General features: G+C 52.9%; 18 protein-coding genes. 9 read left to right on the forward strand and 9 right to left on the reverse strand.

What is annotated here, in order from left to right; translation table 11 throughout:
* Nucleotides 1-81: 81 nt before the first annotated feature.
* Nucleotides 82-2,151, forward strand: coding sequence for a diguanylate cyclase (locus AACH41_RS09165; protein WP_338654663.1), 2,070 nt, complete (start codon nt 82-84; stop codon nt 2,149-2,151).
* Nucleotides 2,152-2,168: 17 nt separating this feature from the next.
* Here the strand turns inward: AACH41_RS09165 and glnE are convergent, their stop codons facing one another.
* Nucleotides 2,169-4,886, reverse strand: coding sequence for a bifunctional [glutamate--ammonia ligase]-adenylyl-L-tyrosine phosphorylase/[glutamate--ammonia-ligase] adenylyltransferase (gene glnE / locus AACH41_RS09170; RefSeq protein ID WP_338654664.1), 2,718 nt, complete (start codon nt 4,884-4,886; stop codon nt 2,169-2,171).
* Between the two features lie 118 nt (nt 4,887-5,004).
* Here glnE and acs point away from each other — a divergent pair, with 118 nt between their 5' ends.
* Together acs and AACH41_RS09180 are read left to right on the forward strand one after the other, a co-directional pair.
* Nucleotides 5,005-6,981, forward strand: a complete 1,977-nt coding sequence (gene acs, locus AACH41_RS09175; RefSeq protein ID WP_313988254.1) for an acetate--CoA ligase — start codon at nt 5,005-5,007, stop codon at nt 6,979-6,981.
* Nucleotides 6,982-7,286: 305 nt separating this feature from the next.
* Complete coding sequence (locus AACH41_RS09180) at nt 7,287-8,861, forward strand: peptide chain release factor 3 (RefSeq protein WP_275355729.1); 1,575 nt, start codon at nt 7,287-7,289, stop codon at nt 8,859-8,861.
* 68 nt (nt 8,862-8,929) lie between these two features.
* Here AACH41_RS09180 and AACH41_RS09185 read toward each other — a convergent pair whose 3' ends face one another.
* The 3 genes from AACH41_RS09185 to AACH41_RS09195 are packed head-to-tail and all read right to left on the reverse strand — an operon-like array spanning nt 8,930 to nt 14,750.
* Entirely contained in the window at nt 8,930-11,980 is a 3,051-nt protein-coding gene (locus AACH41_RS09185) for an efflux RND transporter permease subunit (RefSeq protein WP_338654668.1), read from the reverse strand.
* A complete protein-coding gene (locus AACH41_RS09190; RefSeq protein ID WP_338654670.1) occupies nt 11,981-13,183 on the reverse strand; it encodes an efflux RND transporter periplasmic adaptor subunit in 1,203 nt (400 codons plus the stop codon).
* A gap of 7 nt (nt 13,184-13,190) precedes the next feature.
* Nucleotides 13,191-14,750 carry a TolC family protein gene (locus AACH41_RS09195; protein ID WP_338654672.1) on the reverse strand — a complete coding sequence of 520 codons (1,560 nt, stop codon included), beginning with the start codon at nt 14,748-14,750 and terminating at the stop codon, nt 13,191-13,193.
* Nucleotides 14,751-15,116: 366 nt separating this feature from the next.
* Here AACH41_RS09195 and AACH41_RS09200 point away from each other — a divergent pair, with 366 nt between their 5' ends.
* The gene (locus AACH41_RS09200; RefSeq protein WP_194748128.1) at nt 15,117-15,497 is read left to right on the forward strand and encodes a YchJ family metal-binding protein; all 381 of its coding nucleotides are present in this window, start codon (nt 15,117-15,119) and stop codon (nt 15,495-15,497) included.
* 31 nt (nt 15,498-15,528) lie between these two features.
* Here the strand turns inward: AACH41_RS09200 and AACH41_RS09205 are convergent, their stop codons facing one another.
* From AACH41_RS09205 to prfB, 5 genes are all read right to left on the reverse strand, one after another.
* Complete coding sequence (locus AACH41_RS09205) at nt 15,529-15,831, reverse strand: EF-hand domain-containing protein (protein ID WP_194748130.1); 303 nt, start codon at nt 15,829-15,831, stop codon at nt 15,529-15,531.
* Between the two features lie 133 nt (nt 15,832-15,964).
* A complete protein-coding gene (locus AACH41_RS09210; RefSeq protein WP_338654674.1) occupies nt 15,965-18,742 on the reverse strand; it encodes an ATP-binding protein in 2,778 nt (925 codons plus the stop codon).
* Nucleotides 18,743-18,774: 32 nt separating this feature from the next.
* Nucleotides 18,775-19,434, reverse strand: coding sequence for a hypothetical protein (locus AACH41_RS09215; RefSeq protein WP_338654677.1), 660 nt, complete (start codon nt 19,432-19,434; stop codon nt 18,775-18,777).
* A gap of 4 nt (nt 19,435-19,438) precedes the next feature.
* Nucleotides 19,439-20,707: a hypothetical protein gene (locus tag AACH41_RS09220; protein ID WP_338654678.1), complete on the reverse strand. Its 1,269-nt coding sequence runs from the start codon at nt 20,705-20,707 to the stop codon at nt 19,439-19,441.
* 3 nt (nt 20,708-20,710) lie between these two features.
* A protein-coding gene (gene prfB / locus AACH41_RS09225; RefSeq protein WP_194748464.1) for a peptide chain release factor 2 occupies nt 20,711-21,815 on the reverse strand; the annotation gives its coding sequence in 2 pieces (ribosomal slippage) (nt 20,711-21,733 and nt 21,735-21,815; 1,104 coding nt in all).
* A 170-nt stretch (nt 21,816-21,985) separates the two neighbouring features.
* On the opposite strand from prfB, the gene AACH41_RS09230 reads away from it, so the two are divergent.
* From AACH41_RS09230 to pstA, 5 genes are all read left to right on the forward strand, one after another.
* Complete coding sequence (locus AACH41_RS09230; RefSeq protein ID WP_194748138.1) at nt 21,986-22,642, forward strand: DUF47 family protein; 657 nt, start codon at nt 21,986-21,988, stop codon at nt 22,640-22,642.
* Nucleotides 22,643-22,651: 9 nt separating this feature from the next.
* The gene (locus tag AACH41_RS09235; protein ID WP_194748140.1) at nt 22,652-23,653 is read left to right on the forward strand and encodes an inorganic phosphate transporter; all 1,002 of its coding nucleotides are present in this window, start codon (nt 22,652-22,654) and stop codon (nt 23,651-23,653) included.
* 124 nt (nt 23,654-23,777) lie between these two features.
* Complete coding sequence (locus tag AACH41_RS09240; protein WP_338654683.1) at nt 23,778-24,773, forward strand: PstS family phosphate ABC transporter substrate-binding protein; 996 nt, start codon at nt 23,778-23,780, stop codon at nt 24,771-24,773.
* 108 nt (nt 24,774-24,881) lie between these two features.
* The gene (gene pstC, locus AACH41_RS09245) at nt 24,882-25,808 is read left to right on the forward strand and encodes a phosphate ABC transporter permease subunit PstC (protein WP_338657594.1); all 927 of its coding nucleotides are present in this window, start codon (nt 24,882-24,884) and stop codon (nt 25,806-25,808) included.
* A gap of 101 nt (nt 25,809-25,909) precedes the next feature.
* Entirely contained in the window at nt 25,910-26,848 is a 939-nt protein-coding gene (gene pstA / locus AACH41_RS09250; RefSeq protein ID WP_194748144.1) for a phosphate ABC transporter permease PstA, read from the forward strand.
* Nucleotides 26,849-26,873: the final 25 nt, after the last annotated feature.

Raw genomic sequence — 26,873 nt, forward strand, 5'->3', positions numbered from 1 at the left:
CGGCAGGTGTATGTTAATCCAAGGGATGCAAATCCACTGTTCATATCAGTGTGGACATAACAATAAACAAAAGCAGTATATTTGAGTGATGATGCATGGCAGCAACAAACCTGTGGCAGACTTCCTGAATTCAGATTCAGTCTCGGCTTCATTTTTCTGCAAATCAGACTGGACCGCCTGATGAAGCGCCTGCTCAACCACAAACAATCGCTGACGCTGGATGTCATGTTGCAAATGGCGATCAGGGTCAGCATCGTCATCGTCGCGGTCAGTGCGCTCACTTACTGGCACATCTACAAAACGCTGGTGGCCTCCACCATTGATGGCCTAGAACATTACATTCAGGAACGCGGCCAGCGTGAAAGTGCCATTTTCAAGTTGGCCGAGTCCAATCACCAGATTTTCAGGGCTACGTTTCTCGCGCACTGGCAACAAGATTTTTTCTACAATGACCGCTTCTTCTGGCAAGTCTTCCAGCGCATGCCAGACCACACCATACACCTGCAAAAAAAAGCCTACGATGGCTTTTATAACCAATCCGGCCTGATCAGCAAAGACGTCACCGCATATATCGGCGCCAAGGCCCCGATTGCCAATGAGGATTTCAGGAAGAAATTACTGTTGTCGTATGTCATGGTCGATCACTTTGGCACGTCGTGGACCAAGCAGTTTGCCAACCTGTATGTCTCCATGCCAGAAAATGTCAATATTGTGTACTGGCCAGGCATGCGTTGGGCTGACAACGCCAGTAGCAAACTGGATGTTCTCACTGAAGAGTGGGTTTACATCACCACCCGGCAGAGCAATCCTGAGCGCAAGAGTGTCTGGACTGGCCTCTACTTTGACCCGACCGCCAATGAATGGATGGTGTCACTGGAGACCCCTATTGATATCACTGAGACAAACACGCTGAATGTGGGGCATGACATTTTGCTCAATGCCCTGTTTGACCGCGTGTTTAATGACCATCTGTCAGGGACCTACAATTTTATCTTCCGCGAAGATGGGCGCTTGATTGCCCACCCGGCCAAAGAGACAGAAATGAACCTTACACGGGGCATGCTGATGATCCCTGACCTCAAAGACGCGCACTTGAGCCAGCAGTTTCAGGTCCTGACTCAATCCATCAAAAACAGGCAACAGGCTTATTTTATTGTTGAGGATGATGACGCATTTCTGGCAGCCACACAAATAGAAGGCCCTGGCTGGTGGTTTGTCACGGTCTACCCAAAATCTTTATTGTCTGCACCGTCCATGAGTGCCGCCAGGTTTATCCTGATTGTCAGTGTACTGGCATTGGTGATAGAGCTGATCATGCTGTATCTGGTGATGAGGAAAAAAGTCATTCAACCGCTGGAGACGTTTATGGCGGCCTCCAGCGCCATTGAAGCACAGCAGTATGAAAAAATCACCAACCATACCCTACCCTTGCCCTTTAAGTTGCAAAACGAGATTGGCAAGCTGGCGAGGATGTTCAAAAGCATGTCTGGCAGCTTGCAACAATACCGCAATGAGATGCAACGCCTGAACCATTCGCTGGAAGATCAAGTAAAAATCAGAACCCGGGCGTTGCAGCAGGCAAAAGACAAAGCAGAAAAAGAGGCTACCATAGACAGCCTGACGCAAATCCCCAACCGCCACTCTTTTTATAACCGTGCCAAAGCCATACTGCAACAAGCAGACCATACCGGTGCACCACTGTGCTTCCTGATGCTGGATATTGATTTCTTTAAAGTGATCAATGACTCTTACGGCCATCCGCAAGGCGACCAGGTGCTGATTGCCTGTTCACGGACGATTGAAAATGCCATCCGCGACAAGGACTTGCTAGGTAGACTGGGCGGTGAGGAGTTTGCCGTGGTCTTACCCGCCACAACAGCCGAAGAAGCGCGCGTGATTGCTGAACGCATCCGTACCTCGATCGCAGAGTTACGCTTTTTTACCCCACAGGGCGGCCATGAATTCAGCACGACGATCAGTATAGGTATTTCGTGCGCGAATGAAACGATTTATGCTTATGAATTGCTTTATAAGCATGCCGACCTGGCCCTTTATCAGGCCAAGCAAACCGGACGTAACCGGGTAATTTGCTACAACAGCCAATGGCAACCACCCGTCGCAGATGCGCAAGCCTGGAATGCAGGCGAATAACGCGTTTCTCAGTCAGACTAACCCAGTAACTGCTGCCAAAGTGCCTTGACCACGGTTCTCTGCGGCAGTAATTCCGCATCTTCAACAATGGCATCTTGCCCTTGCAACTTGGTGTGATGGATCAGTCTCCGGTATTCACGGTAGGCTGCGGCAACCGCTTCTGCCATGGTTGCAGAGTCAATCAACCCCAATTCGGCACAGCGCTCCAGCAAGCCGATATTGCCAATATTTTCGGCCAGGCCGGGATGCTTAGCCCCGTGCAATAACACCAGATATTGCACCATAAACTCGACATCAATAATGCCGCCTGGCCCTTGCTTGAGATCAAAGCGGCCAAGCTTGGACTTGTGGGCTTCGCGCATTTTCTCGCGCATGTGCACAATATCTTGCTTGAGCGCAGTTGCGTCTCGTGGCTGCACGATGATCTCACGGCGGATCTGTTCAAAGGCCGCGCCGATGTGTTCCAAGCCCGCCACAAAACGTGCACGCGTCAGTGCCTGATGCTCCCATACCCAGGCTTTATGATGCTGATACTCCCTGAACGCGGCCACCGTACTGACCAGCAAACCACTATTGCCATCTGGGCGTAACTGCAAGTCGGTCTCATACAGCAAACCGGCATTGGTCAGCGTGTTAAACCAGGTATTAAGGCGCTGAGCAAAGCGCGCATAGACCTCCGGGGCCTGCTCCGCGTCATCTTCATATAGAAAAATAATATCCAGATCAGAGAGATAGCCTAATTCTTTGCCGCCCAGCTTGCCGTAGCCGATCACGGCGAACTGGGGCGTATCACGGTGTTTGATCGCCAGGTTTTGCCACACGGTCTGTACACTGACCTGCAAGATCACGTCGGCCAGTGCGCTTAAGTCGTCCGAAATCGCCTCCAGCGACAACGCAGTCATCACATCCTGTGCCGCAATTTTAAGCACGCTAGCATGCTTGAAATGCCGCATCGCATCCATTTGCGCTTCCACATCACCGTGCAAGGCTTGCATCTGGCTTAGCAGCTCGTTTTTTAATTGTGCGGCATCCAGTCGCTTGAACAAGGTCTGCTTATTGAGCAACTCATCCAGCAAAATGGGGTGGGCAGAGACATACTGTGCAATCCAAGGGCTGGCGGCACACAGTTTGACGATCAGCGACAGGGCATCAGGAAACTCTGCCAACAAAGCCAGATAGCTGGCGCGGCGGCAAATACTTTCCAGCAAGTCCAGCGTGCGAATGAGCGCGGTATCCGGCGAGGTACTCTGTTGCTGTGCAGCTTCCCGCAACAGTAAGGGCATCAGTTGATCCAGCCGGCGACGGCTTTGCTCGGGTAATTGCTGGATGCGTTGGCTCGTCCGCGTCTGCTGCAACAAATGCACGATATCGCTGCCACGCGTATACCCTTGCGCAGCCAGCCATTGCTCACTGTCAGCGGCACTCAGTGTCCCTTGCCAAACAGCCGTTTCCTGTTGTAAATCCTGTTGCTGTTCGTCCTTAAAGGTTTCATCAAAAAAACGTTGTATGCGGTCTCTATGCAGATTGAGCTCTGCCATAAAGCTGGGCCAGTCGGGCTGCTTGAGCATCTGCAGCAAGTAACCACGGTAGGTCTCAGATTCAGGCAAATCCTGGGTTTGCTGATCGTCGATATACATGAGTCTATGCTCTAGGTTGCGCAGATAGACATAACTTTGCTTGAGCGCAGAGACTTCTTCTGCGGGTAACATGCCGCGCATCGCCAAACAATCGAGCACCGCCAGCGTTGGCTTGATTTGCAAATCCGGCACTTGACCACCACGGATCAGTTGGAACAACTGCGCGATAAACTCGACCTCGCGGATGCCGCCCCGCCCCAGCTTGATATTGTCCGAGAGCTTGCGCTGCAGCACATCACGCTGAATTTGCAGCTTGAGGTCGCGCATGGAGGCATAAGCGTTAAAATCCAGATACTTGCGGAACACAAACGGCTTGATCAGCTTGGTCAGCGCAGCTTCTGGCCCATGGATGACCCGGCCTTTAATCCAGGCGTAACGCTCCCACTCCCGCCCATAATTCTGGTAGTAATCCTCCAGCGCATCGAGGTTGCAAACCAGCGCGCCTTCCGAGCCAAACGGGCGCAAGCGCATATCCACGCGAAAGACAAAGCCTTCCGCCCTGACTTCATCCAGCGCCACAATGACCTTTTTACCCAGCCGCGTAAAAAAGTCCTGGTTACTGATGGACTTTTCTCCGTTGGTGTTACCCTCTTCTTCATAGGCAAAAATCAGGTCTATATCAGAGGAGACATTCAATTCACGCCCGCCCAGTTTGCCCATGCCGACCACGATCAGTTGCTGCGGCGCGCCCTTGGCTGAGCAAGGCTGACCATAGATATCAGCCAGGCGGGCGTGGTAGAAGGTGATAGCCGCAGCAATTGCCGACTCGGCCAGCGCGCTTGTGATTTCCACCACCTCGGCAAAATCCGCCAGACCATTCAGGTCACGCACGATCAAACGTGCCATCAAGCGCTGCCTGATCAAGCGGATTTGTTGCAGAAAAAAAGATTCTTCACTATTTTTTTCAATTAAAAACAGATCTTTGACATCTTGAGTCTTATATGTCTTATATAAGTTATCTAACAGATCAGTTACAAAATCTGGATGTTTTGTAACGAATCTGGCAAAAAAGGGGCTACAAGCAGCCGCATGCAGCAAATAGGCGGCCTCTGTAGACGCGACCTGCTTTTCTGTTAGAATTTGGGCAAGCTGTTGCATGGGCTGTGGCTCTAGTAACGGGATGTGTGCTCGGAGAGTTTGTCAATCAGAACCAAAATAATAACACCTGAGGTTCGCTCACACTTTCATTTTTTGACATTGATTTTTGGGGGACGCTATGTCTATCGAATCTGTACTTCATGAACACCGCGTATTCGCGCCGGGCAAAGAGTTTTCAAGCCAGGCCGCGATCGGCAGCATGGAGGAATACCAACGCCTGTGCCAGGAAGCGGCACAGGATTACGAAGGATTCTGGGCCAAACTGGCTCGCGAGCTATTAATCTGGCACAAACCGTTTACCAAGACACTCAATCAGGACCATGCCCCCTTCTACAAATGGTTTGAAGATGGCGAGTTAAATGTGTCCGCCAACTGCCTGGACAAGCACCTGCAAACCATCCCCAACAAAACCGCCATTATTTTTGAGGCGGATAACGGTGATGTGCGCAGTGTGAGCTACAAAGAACTCTACCACCAGGTCTGCCAGTTTGCGAATGGCCTCAAGTCACTCAAGCTGGTCAAGGGTGACCGCGTCATTATCTATCTGCCCATGGGCATTGAAGCCGTGGTCGCCATGCAGGCCTGTGCCCGTCTGGGCATTATTCACTCGGTGGTGTTTGGCGGCTTTTCTGCAAAAAGCCTGAATGAGCGGATTATCGATGCTGGCGCGGTGGCGGTGATTACCTCAGACGGCCAATACCGTGGCGGTAAAACGCTGCCGCTCAAACAAGCAGTCGACGAAGGCATTGCCATGGGCGGCTGTGACAGCATCCGCCATATGGTGGTGTTCAAGAAAACCGGCATGGACGTCGCCTGGGATAGTACCTGTGTCTGGTGGCATGACCTGATTGCAGGCCAAGCCGACACCTGTGAGCCGGTGATGGTAGACGCAGAACATCCGTTGTTCCTGCTCTACACCTCAGGTTCGACCGGTAAACCCAAAGGCGTACAACATAGCTCGGCGGGCTATCTGCTGCACGCCATGAACACCATGCGCTGGACCTTTGATATTAAGCCCAACGATATTTACTGGTGTACGGCCGATGTGGGCTGGATCACCGGTCACAGCTATGTCGCTTACGGCCCGCTTGCCATGGGGGCGACCCAGATTGTGTTTGAAGGTATTCCGACCTATCCGAATGCAGGGCGTTTCTGGGAAATGATTCAGCGCCACAAGGTCAGCGTGTTCTACACCGCGCCCACCGCGATCCGCTCCCTGATCAAAGCCGGTGAAACCGACTTTACCACGCACCCCAACCACTTCGATTTAGCCAGCCTGCGTTTGCTGGGCACCGTCGGCGAGCCTATCAACCCCGAAGCTTGGATGTGGTACTACGAACAAGTGGGCGGCAATCGCTGCCCGATTGTCGATACCTTCTGGCAAACCGAAACCGGCGGCCATGTGATAACCCCGCTACCAGGCGCGACTCCCTTGGTGCCAGGTTCCTGCACCCTGCCCTTCCCTGGCATTGATATCGACGTCGTAGATGAAACCGGCAAAGCCATTGCCTGGGGCAATGGCGGTCTACTGGTGATTAAAAAGCCGTGGCCTTCCATGATCCGCACCATTTACAACGATCCCGAGCGTTATAAAGCCAGCTATTTCCCGGCCGAACTGGGTGGCAACCTGTACCTGGCCGGGGATGGCGCCGTGCGTGACGCCGACACTGGAAATTTCACCATCATGGGCCGCATTGATGACGTATTGAACGTGTCCGGCCACCGCCTGGGTACCATGGAAATCGAGTCTGCGCTGGTCGCCAACCATTTGGTCGCCGAGTCTGCGGTGGTTGGTAAACCACATCCGATCAAAGGCGAGTCTGTGGTGGCTTACGTCGTGCTGAAAGGCAAGCGCCCAGAAGGCGAAGAAGCCAAGAAGATCGTGGCCGAATTGCGTGACTGGGTCGGTAAAGAAATTGGCCCGATTGCCAAGCCGGATGAAATCCGCTTTGGCGACAACCTGCCCAAGACGCGTTCGGGCAAAATCATGCGCCGCTTGTTGCGTAGCCTGGCCAAGGGTGAGGAAATCACTTCTGATATTTCGACCCTGGATAACCCGGCCATCCTCGAACAGTTGAAACAGGCCGTCAATTAACCATCTGCTGCCGATGGAAGGGTTAATTATTCTGATTATTTTCGCAGCGGTGGCGATCTTCCTCATGCGAAAATAATCCGGCTAAGTGTTTGATTAGCCAACCCAGATTTTATATCTTGGCGGCAGACCTACTTGAATGTCAACTTGCGCAGTTCGCGTCTTTTCTGCTTAATTTTTTTCGCAATAGAATGACTATTGCCAAAAAAATTGCACAAAAACCCATCAAACTGCACGTCGTTGCCTTTTCAAGTCCCAATATAAAATCTGGGTTAAAATAGCACTTTTTTCCAAAGTGCTATTTTTTCATGTCCAGTTTGCAGCAAGAAGTTGAACGCCGCCGTACCTTTGCCATTATTTCGCACCCGGATGCGGGTAAAACCACCCTCACCGAAAAACTGCTGTGGTTTGGTGGCGCGATTCAGGTTGCAGGTGAAGTGCGTGGTCGTAAAGCCGCCCGTCATGCCACCTCGGACTGGATGGAACTGGAAAAACAACGCGGCATTTCCGTTACCTCATCTGTGATGCAGTTTCCCTATCGTGAACATATGGTGAATTTGCTGGATACCCCCGGCCACGATGACTTCTCCGAAGATACTTACCGCACCCTGACCGCCGTGGACTCGGCCGTCATGGTCATTGACTCGGTCAACGGCGTCGAAGCGCAAACCATCAAGCTGCTCAATGTCTGCCGCATGCGCGACACGCCCATCATCACTTTTATCAACAAGCTGGACCGTGAAAGCCGCGCACCGATAGAGTTACTCGATGAAATCGAGACCACCTTGGGGATGGAATGCGCGCCCATGACCTGGCCGATCGGCATGGGCAAGACCTTCCGAGGCGTCTACAGCCTGGTGAATGACAGCATCCTGTTCTTTGATCCCCGTGCTGAAAAAGGGACTTCTGAAACAATTCAAGGCCTGGATAATCCACGTCTGGACGAGCTGATTGGCTACCAGGCGCAAGAATTGCGCGTTGATATTGAGCTGGTCCGCGGTGCTTCCAACGAATTCAACAAAGAGCGCTATCTGAGCGGCAAGCAAACGCCTGTGTTTTTTGGCTCCGCGGTGAACAACTTTGGCGTGCAATCCTTGCTGGATGCAGTAGTAGATTTATCGCCACCGCCACAGGCACGCAACACGGCGACACGCGCAGTCGCCGCCAACGAAGACAAGTTTGCCGGCTTTGTCTTCAAAATTCAGGCCAATATGGATCCCAAACACCGTGACCGCATTGCCTTCTTGCGCGTGTGCTCTGGCCGCTTTGAACGTGGTATGAAAATCAAGCAAGTCGCCACTGGCAAGATGCTCAACGTTAACAACGCCATCACCTTTATGGCGCAAGACCGCACCATCATGGATGAAGCCTATTCTGGTGACATTATTGGTATTCCCAACCACGGCACCATCAAACTTGGCGATACCTTTACCGAAAATGAGGCTCTCAAGTTCATTGGCATTCCGTCATTTGCGCCTGAATTTTTCCGGCGTGCACGGATTAAAAATCCGATGAAAATGAAGCAGTTACAAATCGGCCTCAAACAGTTATCCGAAGAAGGCGCGGCGCAATTATTCCGTCCGCTGCTGTCGAATGACCTGATTTTGGGCGCAGTGGGGATGCTGCAGTTTGACGTGGTAGCACACCGTCTGGAGCATGAATACGGCGTCGATATGGTATTTGAGCCCTATGACTGCTATACCGCGCGCTGGCTCAAAGGCTCGGATGCGGATTTGAAAGCCATTGCAGATAAATATGGCTTTAACGTTGGCCTGGATAGCGCGGATGATTATGTCTACCTGGCACCCAACCGCGTCAACCTGCAAATGGCGCAGGAACGTTACCCGGATATTCAGTTTATGGAAACGCGCGAAATCGCCTAGCGAATCGCTTTATTATTCGTATAGCCTCTTCCATCGCCCCGCCAAGCACCGCTTACGGGGCGTTTCTTTTACTCGTGCGCAGTGTTTAGACGACTTTTGACCCGTTGCTCAAGATCATCCATCAGCGTATAAATCAGCGGTACGACAATCAGGCTTAACAAGGTGGAGGTCACCAGCCCCCCTATCAGCGCATAAGCCATGGGCGTACGGAATCCAGTCCCCGCCCCGGCGCCGATGATCACTGGCAGCATGCCCGCAATCATGGCAATCGTGGTCATGATAATCGGTCGGCTACGCTGCTGGCAGGCGGCAATGATCGCCTCAACTCTGGACAAGCCTGCGGAGCGGCATTCAATGATGGCGTCGACAATAAGGATGCCATTTTTGCCGACGATGCCCATCAACATGAGGATGCCGATCACTGCAGGCAGAGAAAGCGCCTGATGGGTGAGTGCCAGCGCCAATAGCGCGCCACAGATGGATAAGGGTAAGGCCATCATGATGGTGAAGGGCTGCAAGAGCTTTCTGAACAGCAGTACCAGCACCATCCATACCAGGAACAAGCCGCTCAGCATGGCCATGCTAAAGGTACTGAACATTTCACTCAGCATTTCGGAATCGCCAGTTTCGCTGAGGCTGATGCCCGCAGGCAGCTGCTGCAGAGTCGGTAACTGCCGCACCGTCTGCATCGCATCGCCCAAGGAAATACCATTCAGGTCGGCAGAAATGACGATTTGCGGCATACGGTCATAGCGCGTGATGCTGGCATAGTCATGCATCAATGACAAATTGGCCGCAGCGTCCAGCGCGACAATTTGCTGGGTATTGGTCGTCACCGGCAGCTGACGCAAGAATGCCAGCGCAGACTGTTCAGGCACTCTGACAGCACAGCGGACCGGGACGGACTGATTATCCAGCAACACATGTGCCAGTTGCTCTTCACTTCCGCCTTTCAAGGCGATCTGCAGCTCCTCGGCAATCGCACTGGTGGTGACGCCCAGACGCGCCGCTTCATGCGGCTTGGGCGTCACCACCAGATTGCTTTTCATGGCCGGCACCGTGGACAACACGTTAGAAAACGCTGGCAATTTGCGCATGTCATGTTCCAGTGCCAGCGCAGTGCGGTACAAACGTTGCGAGTCATGCCCGGTTAATACCAGACCAAAAGCCTTGCTGCCATTTTCATTTAAAGCACTCAATCTCACATTGGGTACGCGGCGCAATTCATATAACGCTTGCAGCTTGAACTGATCGACACTGCTGTTGCGCTGTGACCGCGCCACCAGCTTGACTATCAGGGTCGCGCGATTGACTTGTCCTGCAACCATGGTCTCGGCGTCACGTCCACCAATCCAGGAATAGACGCTGCTGACCTCAGGCTTGCTTAGCAAGGCTTCAGTCACCTGCTCAATCGCAGCATCGGTTTGTTTTAACTGTGCTTCCGCAGGCAGCTCCACCTGCAACATGAAAAAGGCTTTATCTTCTTGCGGCATAAAGTCTGCTGGCAAGATCAATAACAGACTGGCCGAAAGCAGCAGCAACAGCCCCACCAGCAACAGGCTGATCCGTCTATGCTTGAGCGACTGTTCCAACCATCCTTGATAAAAGTGATACCAGCGGCCTTGCTGTGCCACTGGCGGAGTCGACTTTAGAAAGTAGGCGGCCATCACCGGTGTGATGAAACGTGCGACCAATAAGGAGAAAAAAGTCGCCGTTGCGACCGTGATGCCAAATTGAATGAAATACTGGCCTACCAGCCCGCCCATAAAACTGACCGGGACAAAGACGGCAATAATGGCAAAGCTGGTGGCAATCACGGCCAGGCCAATTTCATCCGCCGCGCGCATGGCGGCTGGATAAGGCGCTTGGCCGTTTTCCATATGGCGGATAATGTTTTCAATCTCGACAATCGCATCATCGACCAAGACCCCGGAGACCAGTGACAGGGCCAGCATGCTGACCAAGTTCAAGGAAAACCCCAGCCAGTGCATGACAATAAACGTCGGGATCACAGAGAGGGGAATGGCAATGGCGGCAATCAGGGTGGCACGGGTGGAGCGCAAAAAGGCGTAGACCACCAAACCTGCCAACAACACGCCTTCCAAAAAGGACATCATGGCAGAAAAGTACGTTTTTTTGGTAAAGTCGATCTGCGTCTGCACCCGCTCGGCCTGGATATGCGGCTGCGTCTGTTGCCAGCGCTGTATGGCCTGCTCTATCGCCTCTGCGACTTTTAATTCATCTGCTTTTGCCGTTCTGTAAATGGCAATGCCAATGGCCGGCTGACGATTAAGCCGCGTTAATTGCTGGGCTGGTTTGAAGGTATCAAGCAGATTGCCGAGGCTGGACAAGGTGACATAGCGATGCTCTCCCACAGCAATTTCCAGATGCGCCAGGGCATCCACGGACTGCGGATCCCCTTGCACGCGTAGCGATGTCTGTTTGCTGCCCAGGCTAAACTGCCCTGCCGGAGCCTGCGCAATATAGGCCTGTATTTGCTTATTCACCGTGGCGGCACTGACACCGAGTGCATATAGCTTCTCCGGTAACAGCTCAATGTGAATTTCGCGGTCATAGCCGCCCTGACGTTCAATTTTCTCCACGCCCTCCACCGCCATTAAAGCGCTGACCAGGCCTTTGTCTACCTGTTGCGTCAGCGAGGGCAGTGAAAGCGTGCCGGATTGAAAGGCATAGGTCATTAATGGCGTATTGTCATCTTCGGACTGCTGGATCAGGGGTTCTCCCACATCGCTGGACCATTGACGGCGTAGGCTGGCAACTTTCTCGCGCACCAGTGACAACACAGTACGGATATTGGTGCCATATCGAAACTCAATCTGCGTGACCGAGACGCCGTTTTCGATATAGGACGTGACATGCTTGATATTCGGGATATTGGCCACGGCATTTTCTACCGGGATGGTCACCTGCCGCTCAATGGTTGAGGAGGAGGCGCCCGGCAACGCAATCGATACCGAGACGACTGGAATTCTGACCGTGGGCATGCCGTTCACCGGCAAACGATGGAAACAATCCGCGCCCCAAACAAGCAGAATGAAGGTCGCCAAGGCAATCAGCAAAGGGTTGGCGATCGCCCAGGAAGAAAGCTTTAATTTCACTTAGTGTACTGCCGCAATGACGTTGACTGGTTCACCTTCACGGATAAACCCGGCAAATTTATCAATGAGGCGCATGCCAGGGCTGACCCCTGCCAGTATCTCCACTTCCCCATCCAAACGCTGCCCGATAGTAACGGCAATGCGCTTGGCATGTCCTTGCTCGACGCTGTAGACATAATACTGGTCGCCTTCTACGGCAATCGCACTATCTGGCACACGGATGGCATTGCGTTGCGGCAGGGTGACCAGCACGGTGGCGGCTTGCCCTGGGCTCAGCCCCGGGGCTTTGGAAAAAGCAACTTTGAGATGCAACATCTGGTTTTCATCGTGCACCATGATGCCTTTTTTACGGATATGGCCAGCATAGCTTCGTTCTGCATCCTTGATTTTTACCTGCACTGGCATGCCATGCGTTAAGGACGCAGCCACTTCCGCGCTGGTTTCGATGTCGACCTCGAGCGTGCCATCTTTGGCCAGTAAAAACTGGGATTGATTGGTTTGACTGAGCAATTGGCCAACCACCGCATTTCTTTGAATCACCAGCCCTGACACCGGGGCGACCAACTCTGCCTGTTTGATTTTGAGATCCGCTTCATCCACCTGCGCATTGGCTGACAACAGATCGGATAAGGCCATCCTTAAACGGTTGCGGGCCGTATTAAGCTTGCTCTCTGCGGCCTGTTCGGTCTGGATACGTTGCTCCAGTAATTCTTTTGAAATCAGCCCATCCTCTGCGACTTTTTCACCGCGGACGCGTTCAGTCCGCGCCTGGTCCAGGGTTTTCTTGGCATCATCGAGCGCCGCTTCCGCTTCACTAAACGCCACAATCGCCCGCTGCTTGCTGGCAAGCGATTGTACCCGCTGCACTTTGGCCAATTGGGTATCCACCACCGCCAGTTGCTGACCGGCCTTGACGTGATCGCCCTCGTCAACTAACACTTTGGTAATGCGGCCTTGCATCATGTCCGCGTACACCGGCACCTGCTCCTGGGCAACCACTTTACCAAACAACTCCAGCGTCGAATTGAGCGGTTTGTTTTCCACGGTGATGGCTGTCACCGTCAGTCCTGCATTGGTAGGCCTGGCAGATTCTGAGTGCGTGCTAAAGTGCCAGACCATCAAGATCGAGGTCAGCACCACAATGGCTAAGGCCATGCGTGTGCGCAAAAACAGGGGCAATTGATCGATGAGCCGATTGTTCATTCGTACCTTATTGTGTATTTTCCGTAGCCTGTTGATCAGGATTCAGACTGAAAGCCCCGGAGAGCGCTTTATTTGCAAAAGCATACCCCCTCATCCAGGCCTGTTTGGCGTCTATATATTGTAATAAGGTCTGCTGGTTTCGCATATCCTGCTTGAATACATCCATCTTGCTCAGATAGCCGACATCCACCGCACGTTGTAACTTGGCAGACTGTGCCTGCCACCGACTCAAAGCTTGCTCTTCCGCCAGTAGCTGTGCTCGGCTTTCATTAAAATTCACCAGCGCATTTTCAGTTTCTTCAATCGCCAGTAATACAGCCTCCTTGTAAGCCAGCAATGCCTCCCGCAGTTGCGACTCACGCTGATTTACCACTTCCCGTCTTAACCCCCAATCCAGCAGGGGGATATTGATAGAAGGGGCAATATAGGTCAATGATCCAGTGTGCCTCAAGCTTTCACCCGTCACCCGCCCGGCAACCATCAGAGCGCCCTCAATAGATAATTTTGGATACAGGTCAGATTTGGCGATACCCAACGCCCCGGTTGCTTTCAACACCTGTGACTCGGCCATCTTGATATCTGGACGCTGGCGGATAATTTCTGCAGGGACGCGCATTGGTAACGAGATGGATTGCACATCCTCGGCAAGCTTGCCAGCCGGACGTGACTGTAATTCTGTCAACCAAGCCTCAGCTGGTTCCGCCTGGCCACAGAGTACAGCCAGTCTTTGCAAGGCCATTTCCTGGTTAAGGCGGTTTTGCCTGCGCATGCGCTGGGCAGCCTGAACTTCCGTTATAAACGACTCAGCAGTTTCTGGAGAAGTAAACCCACCGCTCACGCCTTTATTCGACAGTGTCCGCAAGTTGGCATATCCCGCTTCGGCGAGTGCCAGCTGTTTTTCACGCTGGACAGCGGCTTCCAGCTCAGCGTAAACGCGAACCAATTCAGCCGCTAATGACAATTGCCTGCTGGAGACGTCCGCCTCTGCAATTTGTAAATCAGCCTGCGTGATTTGCCGCTGACCGGCGCCCTGGCCAAAGATAGGCAACTCCCAAATCAGGTCAAAGCCAGCCAGAAATGCCCCAGAAGCGGCATGGCGCGATTGACCGGAGGAGCTATTGCCCACTGCAAGCATGCGCGAAAGGCTATTCGGACCAGCATATAAACTGAGCTGCGGTTTTTCGGTCGCCAGCTCATGTGCCTGCAAAGAACGGGCATAGCTGATCCGCTCACTGGCTTGCTGTAGCGTAAGATTTTGCTTGAGGGCGGTTTGCATGAGCTGGTTTAGCAGCGGATCCTTGAATGCAAGCCACCACGCTGTTTCGGCCGCTGACAGTTGCGTGGCCGATGTGGTGTGCGCCTGACGCCACTGAGCCGGTGCTGGCGTATCCAGCGCAGGCATCTCTGTATGAAGGCACGCACTCAAGCTGACCGCCACCAGCACACTCACCGTCGTTGTGCGCATGCCTGAGACTAGCGTTGAAACTCTAGCCGGCCTGGCCATCTGCCAGCGTGCCAGAAGTCGCACCAGTCGAGCTGACTGACGGATCAAACGCACGCTGTGCATCAGTGCATCCAGCCCCATTACACAACGACCCTCAAGGATAACCAGACAGAGCCAAGCCGCGTATACCTCACGTGCTTCATCCAATCAATCCGTTTTTTGTGCATAAATAACCAAAGGGATGTTCAAGGATGCTTAAGAACAGGGGCAACCCGCGGGGATAGATTGAAAGCGTGTCCATGCAGAGGATTGCAGCGACATAAACATGGTCGGCGGTTTGCGGGGAGAAAATTAAAAATATGCATAGGACACCTGAGTGGGCGATAGTTTAGAATCTTCTCTCAAACGAGTAAACAGATTTAAACATTTTAAAACAGCATTCAGTGCTGATCACGGCTGAATGTATTTTACTTACCGGGATACCCAAATTTGAAACATGCCTGCCCTTGTTACAGCGGAAATGCTTATGCAGCCTGCTGCCAGCCTTTACACCAAGGCTTACCCGCCCCCGATGCCGAGCGCCTGATGCGCTCTCGCTACAGCGCTTATGCCCTCAGATTGCCTGACTATATTTTACAAACCTGGCACACTGAGACACGGCCGAGTAGCCTGACACAAGCAGATTTACAGGGAATTAAATGGTTAAAACTCGAGGTGCTTGCGCATCACCAACAGGATGCCACCCATGCTGAAGTCACTTTTGTGGCGACTTATCAAAGTGGTCAGCAAAAGAAGACGACCATGACTGAACACAGCCGTTTTGAATATCTAGACGGGCGCTGGCTGTATTGCGGCCAGGTAGAGGCTTAAAAACGGCTGCTATGCGCCTGATACAAACAGATTAGTGCGCAGGACCGTAATCACTGACCAATCGGGCAAACAGAGGACTGACCGGTGCCTGCCTGGACTGCAGTTGCGTCTGACTCAACCAGTCGATAATCGCCAGATTGAGTTCATAAGGGGAAATGCGGTCATCCCCATCCTGGTCCAACCTGTGGAGCAGACTGCGCACCTCTGCTTGACTGAGGTCTTTCAACGCGCGCTGCAAGGCACGCTGATCCAAAAAGCCGCAGTGTTCCAAATCGATGCGCGAAAAGATGTTTTGTGTGATTTGCGCACTCACAGTACAAAGAATACTCGCCATGTCGCCACCTCCTGCTTGATGTCATCATCACCAGGCCATTGTAAGCGCGGCATAACGGCAACGGTGTATCGTAATGTAGCGGTTTGTATCGAATGGCGATTGTCCGGCCCGGGCATGACCGGACAATCGGAGACTAATGCTCGCGCACCAGCACGCCAACCCGCGGCGCCCAGCCGGCATTCGCCTGCTTCTTGGCGGTGACCAGCGTCAACATCGAAGGGTCATACACATCGACGTTATGGGTCACCGGCGTCGTGAGCAGGTATTGTGCCTTGGTCGCCTGCAGGAACCTGGCCACGCGCTTGATGTTGAAAATATCCAGGTGTGCAAACGGCTCGTCAATAAAGACAAACCCACCTGGCCGGGTTTCTTCCATCATCAGCGCCACCAGCAAAATCAGTGACTTCATGACCTGCTGACCGCCAGAAGCATCCCCATCATTCATGCCAGACAAGCCTTTGTCGTCAAAGCCAAACCGCACTTCGAGCCCAGCTTGTGACAAGGTCAGATCATCTGCCTCCAGCGCGACCGGCGCACAATCGACGTCGACATCGGCCATTTTGGCCAGCTCTTTAAGGTTTTTGCTGTACTTGCTCACCGAGTAACGCAAGCGGCCAATATAGGCTTCACGGGCATGTTCGGTTTGCGTTTGTGCAGCGCGGTTGTCACGTTCGCGGCTTTCAACATCCTCTTTTTGCGTCAGGTAATCCGCCTGCATCTTGTCGCGCATGGCGATTACATAAGGGTCGGTCTCCCAACTTTGCGTTTCCAGTCGCTTGGCTATCTGTTCAATTTGAATATCCACCAAGCGTGGGCTCTCCCACTTTTCGAGCAACTGCTTGTTGGCCGCAGTTTCCTGCCAATCTGCGGGCAATTTCTGCTGGTCGTGACGGATACGCTCCAACCGACGCTCTTGTTCAGCCCAGCCTTCCCGGTTTTCTTTATCGACAATGTCTTTTTGCAACTGGGCAATCTTGTTGCGTATGCTTTCCTGAGCACGGATAGACTCGCGGATACGTTCCTCCAGCTGTGTATTCAGTTGCGACAATTCATACAACTTCTCGCCGACCGCCTGCCGTTGTGCCTTGACGTCCGCATACTGCCGCTCAACGCTGGCAAACTGCTCGGCACGTGCCGCCAGTTGTGCGGCTGCATCGACCCCGGCCAGCGCATTTTTGAGGGTTTGACTCTGCTGCCGCAACGGATGCAGTTCATCCTGCAAGGCATTGATCTCGGTTTCGATCTGTTGCAGGTTATGGCGCAAGCTGTCCAGCCTGGCTTTACCAAACCTGGGTTCATTCGGGGCCGCATGCCGGCCACCACGACGCTCACGCAAGTAGCCCTGACGTGTCACCCAGTCCTCACCGCGTGGCAAGGCAACGCCGGCGGCAGTATCCTCCACCCGTTGCGTGCGTTCCAGCATCGCCAGCATCCAGGGCGCCACCGGTTGTTTGAGTTTAATCACTTCCAGCAAGGAGCCTTTGGGCGGCAAACCGGCCAACTGTCTTTCCGGCACAATCAGGTGACGATACTTCAGACTTTCACCCAGCGCAAAGGCCGTCTCGGCCTGTTTTTCACTGTGCAGCATGATGACATGCGCAAACGGTGCCAATACCGCCTCAACGGCTGTTTGCCAACCGGCATCCGTCACTTCCAGAATATCGGCCAGTGTGTCATGCGCAATATTGGCCTTACTCAGCGCCTGCCTGAACTCCGTCACTTCGTGTGGATCTGCCCGGCGCCCGCTGCTCAGGTTTTCCAGGGTATGTTGCCATTGCTGCTGCTGTTGCTGCTTGGCCCATAACCGGTTTTGCAAGGCACTACGCTGCTGCTCAAGCTGCCCCAGCTCGGTCGTTGCTTGCACCACGTCCGCACTCAATGCCGCTTGTGCTTCAAGCTGCTTCTTCTGCTCGAGGACCGCTTCCAGCTTGCCCTCTTCCTTGTTGAGCTGGTTAACCTGCTGGCTCAAGTCGGCTTCATGCAGACGCGTGGCTTGCTGCTGGCTCTGCAAATGCTCGGCCTGGGTTTTGTGATAGTCCAGTTCACTGGTCTTGGCCGACAGGTCTGCCTGCAGACCTTCACGCTCTTTACGGTTGGCATCCAGACTTCGGGCTGCACGCTCCGCTTCTTCCTGCAACTGGTAAAACTCCAGCCGGGGTTTCACCTCTTCCACCAGCAAGGCCTGCTCCTGGGTCAGCTGCTGCCATTCCAGATAGCGGTTCACACGCTGCTCCTGGGTTTGCAGGCTGTGTTCCAGCGCCTTCAGGTTATTTTGTGTGTATTGCAACTCCTGTTCGGTGGCCCGCTGATGCTGCCTGGCCTCCTGATAGCGGGTCAGAATCTCTTTGTCACCAAACACATCAAACACCAAATCGAGCAACTCGCGTGGCTTGTATTCGCATAACTTGTCGGTCTGGCCTTGCTCGAGTGACAGCACACGGGCAATGGCGGGCGACAATCCGGCCTCATGCAGCAGACGCTGATAATCGCGCACCCCAAATTCCTGGCCCTGTTGCGCCATGTCCTTGAGTGCCACTTCACCATCGGCCACCCAGTAATGCCGTACCCAGTCACCGCCTTTTTTCTCGATATGGCAAGCCAGTGTGATTTTGTCCTGCATGAACGGAATGCCGAATGGGCGCTTGCTGCTCCCGACAGGGCGACTGTTGTCAACCACGCCCAGCAACCAGCAAAAATCTTCGCCGTTGCGACGCACATAGCGCTTGTAATCCCGTTTCCCTGAACCAGAGCCTGAGCATTCCAGCGCCAGCAAGGTACGCATGGCATCCAGCAGCGTGGTTTTGCCCGAGCCATTGGGCCCGACAATGGTAATAATGGAAGCATCCAGCGGCACCACAAAACGTTGCCAGTAATCCCAATGTACGACTTCCAGTCGATTTAACCTGAACATCTTATTGATCGTCTTTCTGTGTGTTCATTGATTTAAGAAGTTGCCTGACCCGCGCCAGCGCTCTGCGACTGTTCGCGGATCAGATCACCCAGGGCGCCCTGGATGATGCGCGGGGCCATTTCGGCATAGTCAAACACAAGGTCGAGTAAAGGACCTTCGTAAATAATCTTGTTACGACGTTCGATGAGTCCCAGGCGCGATAACTGTGGCAAGGCAAAATTACTGATACGGCCTTTGCCGCCTAGCAACTTGCCAAAATCCTCAAGCAACACGTTTTCGGGGATGCCGCGTGACAACTCCTCTGACGGCTCGGCTTTAACCAGCGTGCCAAACAACTCGCCTTGTGACTCCAGTGCGGCTTCCCGCCCCAACTGACGTTCGCGCTTGGGTAGGATAATCAAGGCCCACAGCACCACGGTCAAGGCTAATGTATCTTTGGGCAACCCAATATTGTTACTCAGCCATTGCTGACCATCATCCATCACGGCACGCTCTGCGTCCTGGTGCAGACCTACCGCCACGTGGCTGGCATAAGGGTTGTCCAGCAAGCGCAAACCGCAGACCTTGAGGTTGTTTTCGAGCGAGACCCGAAAATCCAGGTCGAACAGCACGCGCCTGATGACTTCATCAGAACGTGGTAAATAACGATGAGCAATCAGTCTGGCGGCCAGTTGTTCGCTTGTTTGTTGCATGCGGTTAACCCTCCTTGGCTGGCGTATGTTTAATTAATTGACCGGCGGTCATGGCGGCCACCTCGTTTCGATGTACGGCTTGCAATGGCGCATCCAGTGCGTGCGCTAGACGGAACGGTTGTTCTGCCAGCGCATTCAAGTCGGCATCCTCATGTTTTTCACCTAAGAAGGTCAGCAGGGAATAGCGGTAAGACGCCTGGGCAAAACCACCACCAACGACCACGTCTGGCAATGCGCTATCGTCCTCGAGTTGTGCCAGCACACGCGTAAGGTCGGTGAGTTGTGGCGGGTAAGAAAAGGCTTCGGTTTGCGCAGGGGCGACTTCCACATCCGGGGGCATGACAGAGACTTTAGGCACTGCCACTTCACGTTCGAGCACGTCATCGGAAATATCCAGCATCACGTCGGGCAGCACAAACAGCAGTTCTGGTGTCACTGCCATCCGCGCGCCCATTTGCGCCAGCGACTCAACGCTGCGTTGCTGCAACCAGGCGGATAACTCGGTGGAGCTCAGGCCGCCTTGCGACAGCATGACCCGCTGCCTGGCCACTTTGGCCAGTTCACGCTGAAAGACCGAGGCCATATTGAGTAAACGCGACTGCTGGCTAGCAATTTTATGCACAATTTGCCAACCGGCATCATCCATGCCGTTTTCTGAAATGGTATTGATCAGTGCCGTGGCTTTTTCAATCCAGGGTTGCGCCTTGCTCAATCTGGCCTGCGCCGACTTCAGCCTGAACTCGGAACCTGAGGCAATCGCTTCCTGGAAGAAATGTTCGTATTCGGTGAGTTTGGCCAGTACGTGACTCAGATGCTCGGCACTCAGTTCACCGACGGCACTGCCGCCTGCCGCCTGCGACATCAGGTAGCCCAACTCGTCATCGGCCTCGCCAAACCGCAACAAGCCACTGATGGCAGACAACACCATGCGGCCCGCGGCAGAAATCTGGTATACGCGGCGGTCTGCGTCCCATTGCAGCAAGTCGTGGCTGCGCAAGCGGTGCAACACGGTTTCCAGCTTGGTAGCATCAATAAAAGAAAGGTGATTTTGCAACTGGGCTGGCGTCCACTCGGGCAACTCTGCCCGCGCTGCAATTTCACGCATCACGGCGAGGCGAATCATCACTTCATCACGGCCGCCGCGGAACAGCCCGATCAGCACATCGATGATGTGTGAGGACTGCAACAGGGGAAACAATGCATCAATATCCTGAACATAGACTCCCGGTTTGAGGAACTCCTCAAACGCGTTTACATCACTGACTTCTGACATCTATTACAGGCCCTGCTTTAAGCTTTCCATGATAAATGGATCGAGATCACCATCGAGCACGCCTTGCGTATTGCCGATTTCAACATTGGTACGCAAGTCTTTGATCCGTCCTTGATCCAGCACATAGCTACGAATCTGGTGACCCCAACCAATATCGGTTTTGGCATCTTCCAGCGCCTGCTTTTCTTCATTACGCTTGCTGAGTTCCAGGTTATACAAGGCGCCTTTCAGCATATTCATCGCTTCTTCTTTGTTTCTATGCTGTGAACGGTCATTCTGGCATTGCACGACTACTCCCGTTGGCAAGTGGGTAATCCGCACGGCAGAATCAGTCTTGTTAATATGCTGACCACCGGCACCACTGGCGCGGTAAGTATCAATGCGCAAATCTGCAGGATTGATTTCAATTTCAATCGAATCGTCCACTTCCGGGAAGATTTGCACGCTGGCAAAGCTGGTATGTCGCTTGGAGTTGGCATCGAAGGGCGACTTACGGACCAGGCGATGCACCCCGCTTTCGGTACGCAAGGTGCCAAACGCATAATCCCCAGTCACTTTAATCGATGCGCCTTTAATCCCGGCAATGTCGCCTTCAGATTCCTCAAGCACCTCGACTTTGAAACCTTTGCGCTCTACGTAACGCAAGTACATGCGCAGCAACATGCCGGCCCAGTCTTGTGCTTCAGTGCCACCGCTGCCGGACTGAAACTCAATAAAGCAATTGTTGGCGTCCATCGGCTGCGAGAACATGCGCTTGAATTCCATCTCGGCAACGATTTTTTCTATCTTCTGGGCATCTGCCTCCACACTCAGCAATGTGTCGTCATCACCTTCTTCACGCGCCATGTCAAACAATTCACGGCTGTCTGACAATGACTGAGACACATCATCCAGCGTCATGACCACGCTTTCAAGCATGCGTTTTTCCTTGCCCAGATTTTGCGCTTTTTCGGCGTTATCCCAGACTTTAGGATCCTCGAGCAGGCCGTTAACTTCGGCTAAGCGTTGCTGCTTGTTCTCGTAGTCAAAGATACCCCCGAAGCGCTTCGTGGCGTTGGGTCAGGTCGCTCAGTGCATTGGCAATACTATTAAGGTGTTCGGCTTCCATTTTCTGTGAGTATAAAAATGTAAAAACCAGCATTATACCGCAGCAATGTCCTTGGTTCAGGCGTAACTTACGCTGCCCACACTCAGACGGCCCCATATTTTTGTCACAATCATTGTCACAAAATAGTAAAATTACTGTCACAAAACTTTTGAACGTATAGGGAGTCCTCAATGGCGAATGCCACTTTCGGCCGCATCATGGCCGCGATCAGCCCCAGAAACGATAACTATTTTGTCCTGTTTAACCGTTTGGCTGATTGTGCAGTCCGTGGCTCCAAAGTCCTTGCGCTGATGGCGGCCGTTGTTGATCAGGCAGGCTTTGAAACGCATTTTGCCGAAATTCGCAAAATCGAATCCGAGGCAGATGAATACACCAAGGAAATTTTGCTTTCGCTGCATAAAACCTTTATTACCCCGTTTGACCGCCGCGAAATCCGTGAACTGGCGATGGCACTGGATGACATCATTGACTTTATGGAAGCCATTCCGCAAAGCGCCGAGATTTATGGTCACAGCAAGTTCACCCCCGAAATGGTCGCCCTGGCACAGATCTTATTAAGGGCAGCAGAAAAGGTAAGGGATGCGGTGCATATGCTGTCAGACATGAAAAATGCCGAACGCATTCTGCGCACCTGTGAAGAGATCAGCCAGATCGAAGGCGAAGCCGATCACATCATGCGCTCAGGCATGCACAGGCTGTTTGCCGAAGACAGTGACGCACGCAGTTTGATCCGCTCACAAAAACTCTACGACCTGTTTGAAGAAGCGGTCGACAGCTGCGAAGACGTCGCTGACGTGATTCACGGTGTCGTGCTAGAACGCATCTAGGACACGACCATGGATCATGTGATTGTGGTCATGGCAGTGCTGGTCATCGTGGCGCTGATCTTTGACTTTATGAACGGCTTTCACGATGCCGCCAATTCGATTGCGCTCATGGTGTCTACCCGCTTACTGACGCCACAGGCAGCCGTCATCTGGGCTGCGTTCTTTAATTTTGTTGCCTTTCTGTTTTTTGGGCTACATGTGGCCGACACGGTTGGCAAAGGCATCATAGACCCCAACATCGTCAACAATACCGTAGTGTTTGGTGCCTTGTTCGGGGCGATTGCCTGGAATGTCATTACCTGGTGGTTCGGCATCCCCTCCTCGTCCTCGCATGCATTGATCGGCGGCCTGATTGGCGCAGGCATGGCCCACTCCGGCACCCAAGGCGTCATTTTCGGCAGTAAGCTCATCAGCACCGGCATTGCCATTATCTTGTCGCCGTTATTTGGCATGTTGCTGGCGCTGTTGCTCTCTATCGGCATCATGTGGGCGTTCCAGAAATCCTCGCCCTATAAAATCGAAAGCCGCTTTAACAAGCTGCAATTTATCTCGTCTTCTTTATTCAGCCTTGGCCATGGCGCCAACGATGCGCAAAAAACCATGGGCATCATTACCGTCCTGCTGTTTGCCAATGGCTATCTGCAAGGTGACTTTCATGTGCCCTTCTGGGTGGTGATTGCCTGTCAGCTGGCCATGGGGCTGGGCACGCTGTTTGGTGGCTGGCGCATAGTGCGCACCATGGGCATGGGTATCACCAAAATCCGCCCCACTGGCGGCTTTGCGGCCCAGACCTCAGGCTCGATTGCGCTGTTCCTGGCCACCAGCCTGGGCATCCCGGTGTCGACCACGCACACCATTACCGGCGCCATTGTCGGCGTCGGCCTCTCGCGCCGCATGACCGCGGTGCGCTGGGGCCTGGCGTCACGCATTGTCTGGGCGTGGGTGCTGACGATTCCCTGTGCCGCCATCATGGCAGCCATCGCCTACCATATTGGCGAAAGTGTGCTGTAAGTCTGACGTAAGCTAAAAAGGACCTGCCCAAGGTCTTTTTTGGCTTTTGTCACATTTCTGTCATATTAAGTTTTTATGATTCCGTCATCACATACAAACCACACTCAAATACAGGAGTCCTTAGATGAAAACCCGTTTGTTCCGCAATACCATGATAGCCGCACTGGTCGCACAGGCCTTTACCTTCGCGCACACCGCAGCGGCTGCGGACAAAATCATCAAAATTGATGGTTCCAGCACGGTTTACCCAATCACCGAAGCTGTTGCCGAAGAGTTTCAACGCAGCAAAGGCGTGAAAGTCACTGTTGGCGAATCTGGCACTGGTGGCGGCTTCAAAAAATTCTGCCGCGGCGAAACCGATATTTCCGATGCTTCCCGCCCGATCTCACAAAAAGAAATCGACGCCTGTAAAGAAGGTGGCGTTCAATTCATCGAACTGCCTATCGCTTATGATGCACTGACTGTGGTTGTGAACAGCAAAAACGACTGGGTGAAACAAATCACCGTCGCCGAACTGAAAAAAATCTGGGAACCAGGTTCCAAAGTGAAAAACTGGAAAGAAGTGAACGCCACTTACCCGGACAAGGCCATCAACCTGTACGGTCCTGGCACGGCTTCCGGTACGTTTGACTACTTTACCGAAGCCATTAACGGCAAGGCAAAAGCCAGCCGCACAGATTACACACCGTCAGAAGATGACAACGTGCTGGTGCAAGGTGTTGCCGGTAACGCGGGTGGCATGGCCTACTTCGGCATGGCCTACTATCAGGAAAACACTGACAAGCTGAAAGCGGTGCCAGTGGTTGCCAAAGAAGGGGCTAAACCAGTGTTGCCTTCTGAAGCGACTGTGATGGACGGGACTTACCAGCCATTGTCACGTCCACTGTTCATTTACGTGAACGCGACAGCTGCAGCGTTTAAACCAGAAGTGAAAGCGTTTGTGACTTACTACCTGGAAAATGCGCCACAACTGGTGAAAGAAGTGAAATACGTGCCACTGCCAAAAGAAGATTACGAAGCAGTGAAAACACACTTTAAAGCCATGAAACCAGGGACAGGGTTTAACGGCACATCTGAAGTCGGTATCAAAATTACTGATTTGTTGTCCCGAATCAAGTAATGATGACAAAGGGGCTTAAATGCCCCTTTTTTACTGACAAGCCGGCCTGAACAACCGATTATCCGCTAAAATCCACCCCTGACAGATCACACTATGGCGACTCAAGCAATGCAAGTACCTGCGCAACTGACTATCAGCCCACGACTGGCGAAGAACATTCGCCGTAACGTCAAAGAACGTATTATTGAATTCATCCTGATGACCGCCGCGCTGGTCGCAGTGGCAACCACGTTTGCAATTGTGGGGGTTTTGCTGTTTGAATCATTGAGTTTTTTTAAAACAGTGTCCGTCATCGATTTTTTAACCGATAGCCAATGGACGCCACTGTTTGAAGATGCGCATTACGGCATCATGCCACTGGTTTCCGGCACTTTGACCACCTCCGCGATTGCGCTGGCCGTGGCTGTGCCAATTGGCACTGTTTCGGCAATCTTCCTGTCCGAATTTGCTTCACATAAAACCCGTGAAACCATCAAGCCGATTCTGGAATTGCTGGTGGGTGTGCCTACCGTTGTCTTTGGTTACTTTGCCTTGTTTTTTGTCACTCCCATGCTGCAAGCCATTTACCCTCAGCTACCCAGCTTTAACATGCTGGGCGCCGGGATTGTCATGGGCGTCATGATTATTCCTTACATTGCTTCCATGTCCGAAGATGCCATGCGCGCCGTGCCCATGAGCATGCGTGAAGGTTCTTATGCCATGGGTGCAACACGTTTCCAGACCGCGATTAAAGTGGTCACACCCGCCGCAGTCTCAGGCATTGTGGCGGCCTATATTCTGGCGATTTCTCGTGCAGTGGGTGAAACCATGGTGGTTGCCATTGCAGCAGGCCAACAGCCTAACCTGACCTTTAATCCGCTAGACAGCGCTGCCACGATTACCGCCTACATCGTACAAGTGGCCATGGGTGACTTGCCGCATGGCAGCATAGGCTACCAGAGTATTTTTGCCGCCGGCCTGGTACTCATGATCATGACACTGTCTTTCAATATCGTGGGTCACTGGGTACGCAAGAAATACCGCGAGAATTACTAAACAAAGACTCGTAAAGTCTGCCCGTTGTCTTATTACTGAAATATCACCACCATACACTGCCGGTAACCCTTGCTTACCGGCACTTGCGGAAGTTATACCAAATGGAACATAAAGCCTCAGTCCTCGAAAATCTGGCCGAAGTCCGCGCCATGATTAAACGTCATAAGCGTAATGACGCTCTGTTTGCCGCCATCGGCCTGATCTGCCTCATGCTGGGCCTGATTACGCTGATGCTGCTGTTCTGGCAACTGATTGCGGATGGCTATCCAAAATTCAATCTGGACTTTTTGACTGAGTTCCCATCACGCCGTGCGGCCAGAGCCGGCCTGCTGTCTGCCTGGGTAGGTTCTTTGCTAGTGATGTCCGTTACTTTCCTGACCGCAGTCCCTGTCGGAGTTGCTGCTGGCCTTTATCTCGAAGAATATGCGCCGAAAAACTGGTTTACTGACCTGATTGAAATTAACGTGTCCAACCTGGCCGGTGTGCCTTCGATTATCTACGGCCTGCTGGCGCTGGGTCTGTTTGTCTACATGCTGGACTTTGGTCAAAGCATCCTGACCGCAGGTCTCACCCTGGGGTTGCTGATTTTACCGATTGTCATTGTCTCAACCCGAGAAGCGATCCGCTCTATCCCGCTGTCTATCCGTGAGGCGGCCTACGGCGTTGGCGCAACCAAATGGCAAGTCGTATATGACCACGTATTTAAATACTCTTATGGCGGTATCCTGACCGGTATTATTATTGGCATGGCACGTGCACTGGGTGAAACAGCCCCCATCATTACTATTGGTGCGCTGACCTTTATTGCCTTCCTGCCACCCAGCCCGATCACGCTGGAGCCGCCTTTCCTGAATTTCGAATGGTTATCTTCAGGCTTTACTGTGATGCCGATTCAAATGTTTAACTGGTTGTCCCGCCCTGACCATGCGTTCCATGTCAATGCGGCAGCCACCGGGGCGCTGATCATCATCGTCACACTGTTAATGAATGGTACAGCCATCTGGTTGCGCTATAAAATCCGTAAAAATATTAAATGGTAATGCCACACAAGAATTAGGAAACTTC

This window comes from Methylophilus sp. DW102, from assembly GCF_037076555.1.
GTDB classification, from domain to species: Bacteria; Pseudomonadota; Gammaproteobacteria; order Burkholderiales; family Methylophilaceae; genus Methylophilus; species Methylophilus glucosoxydans.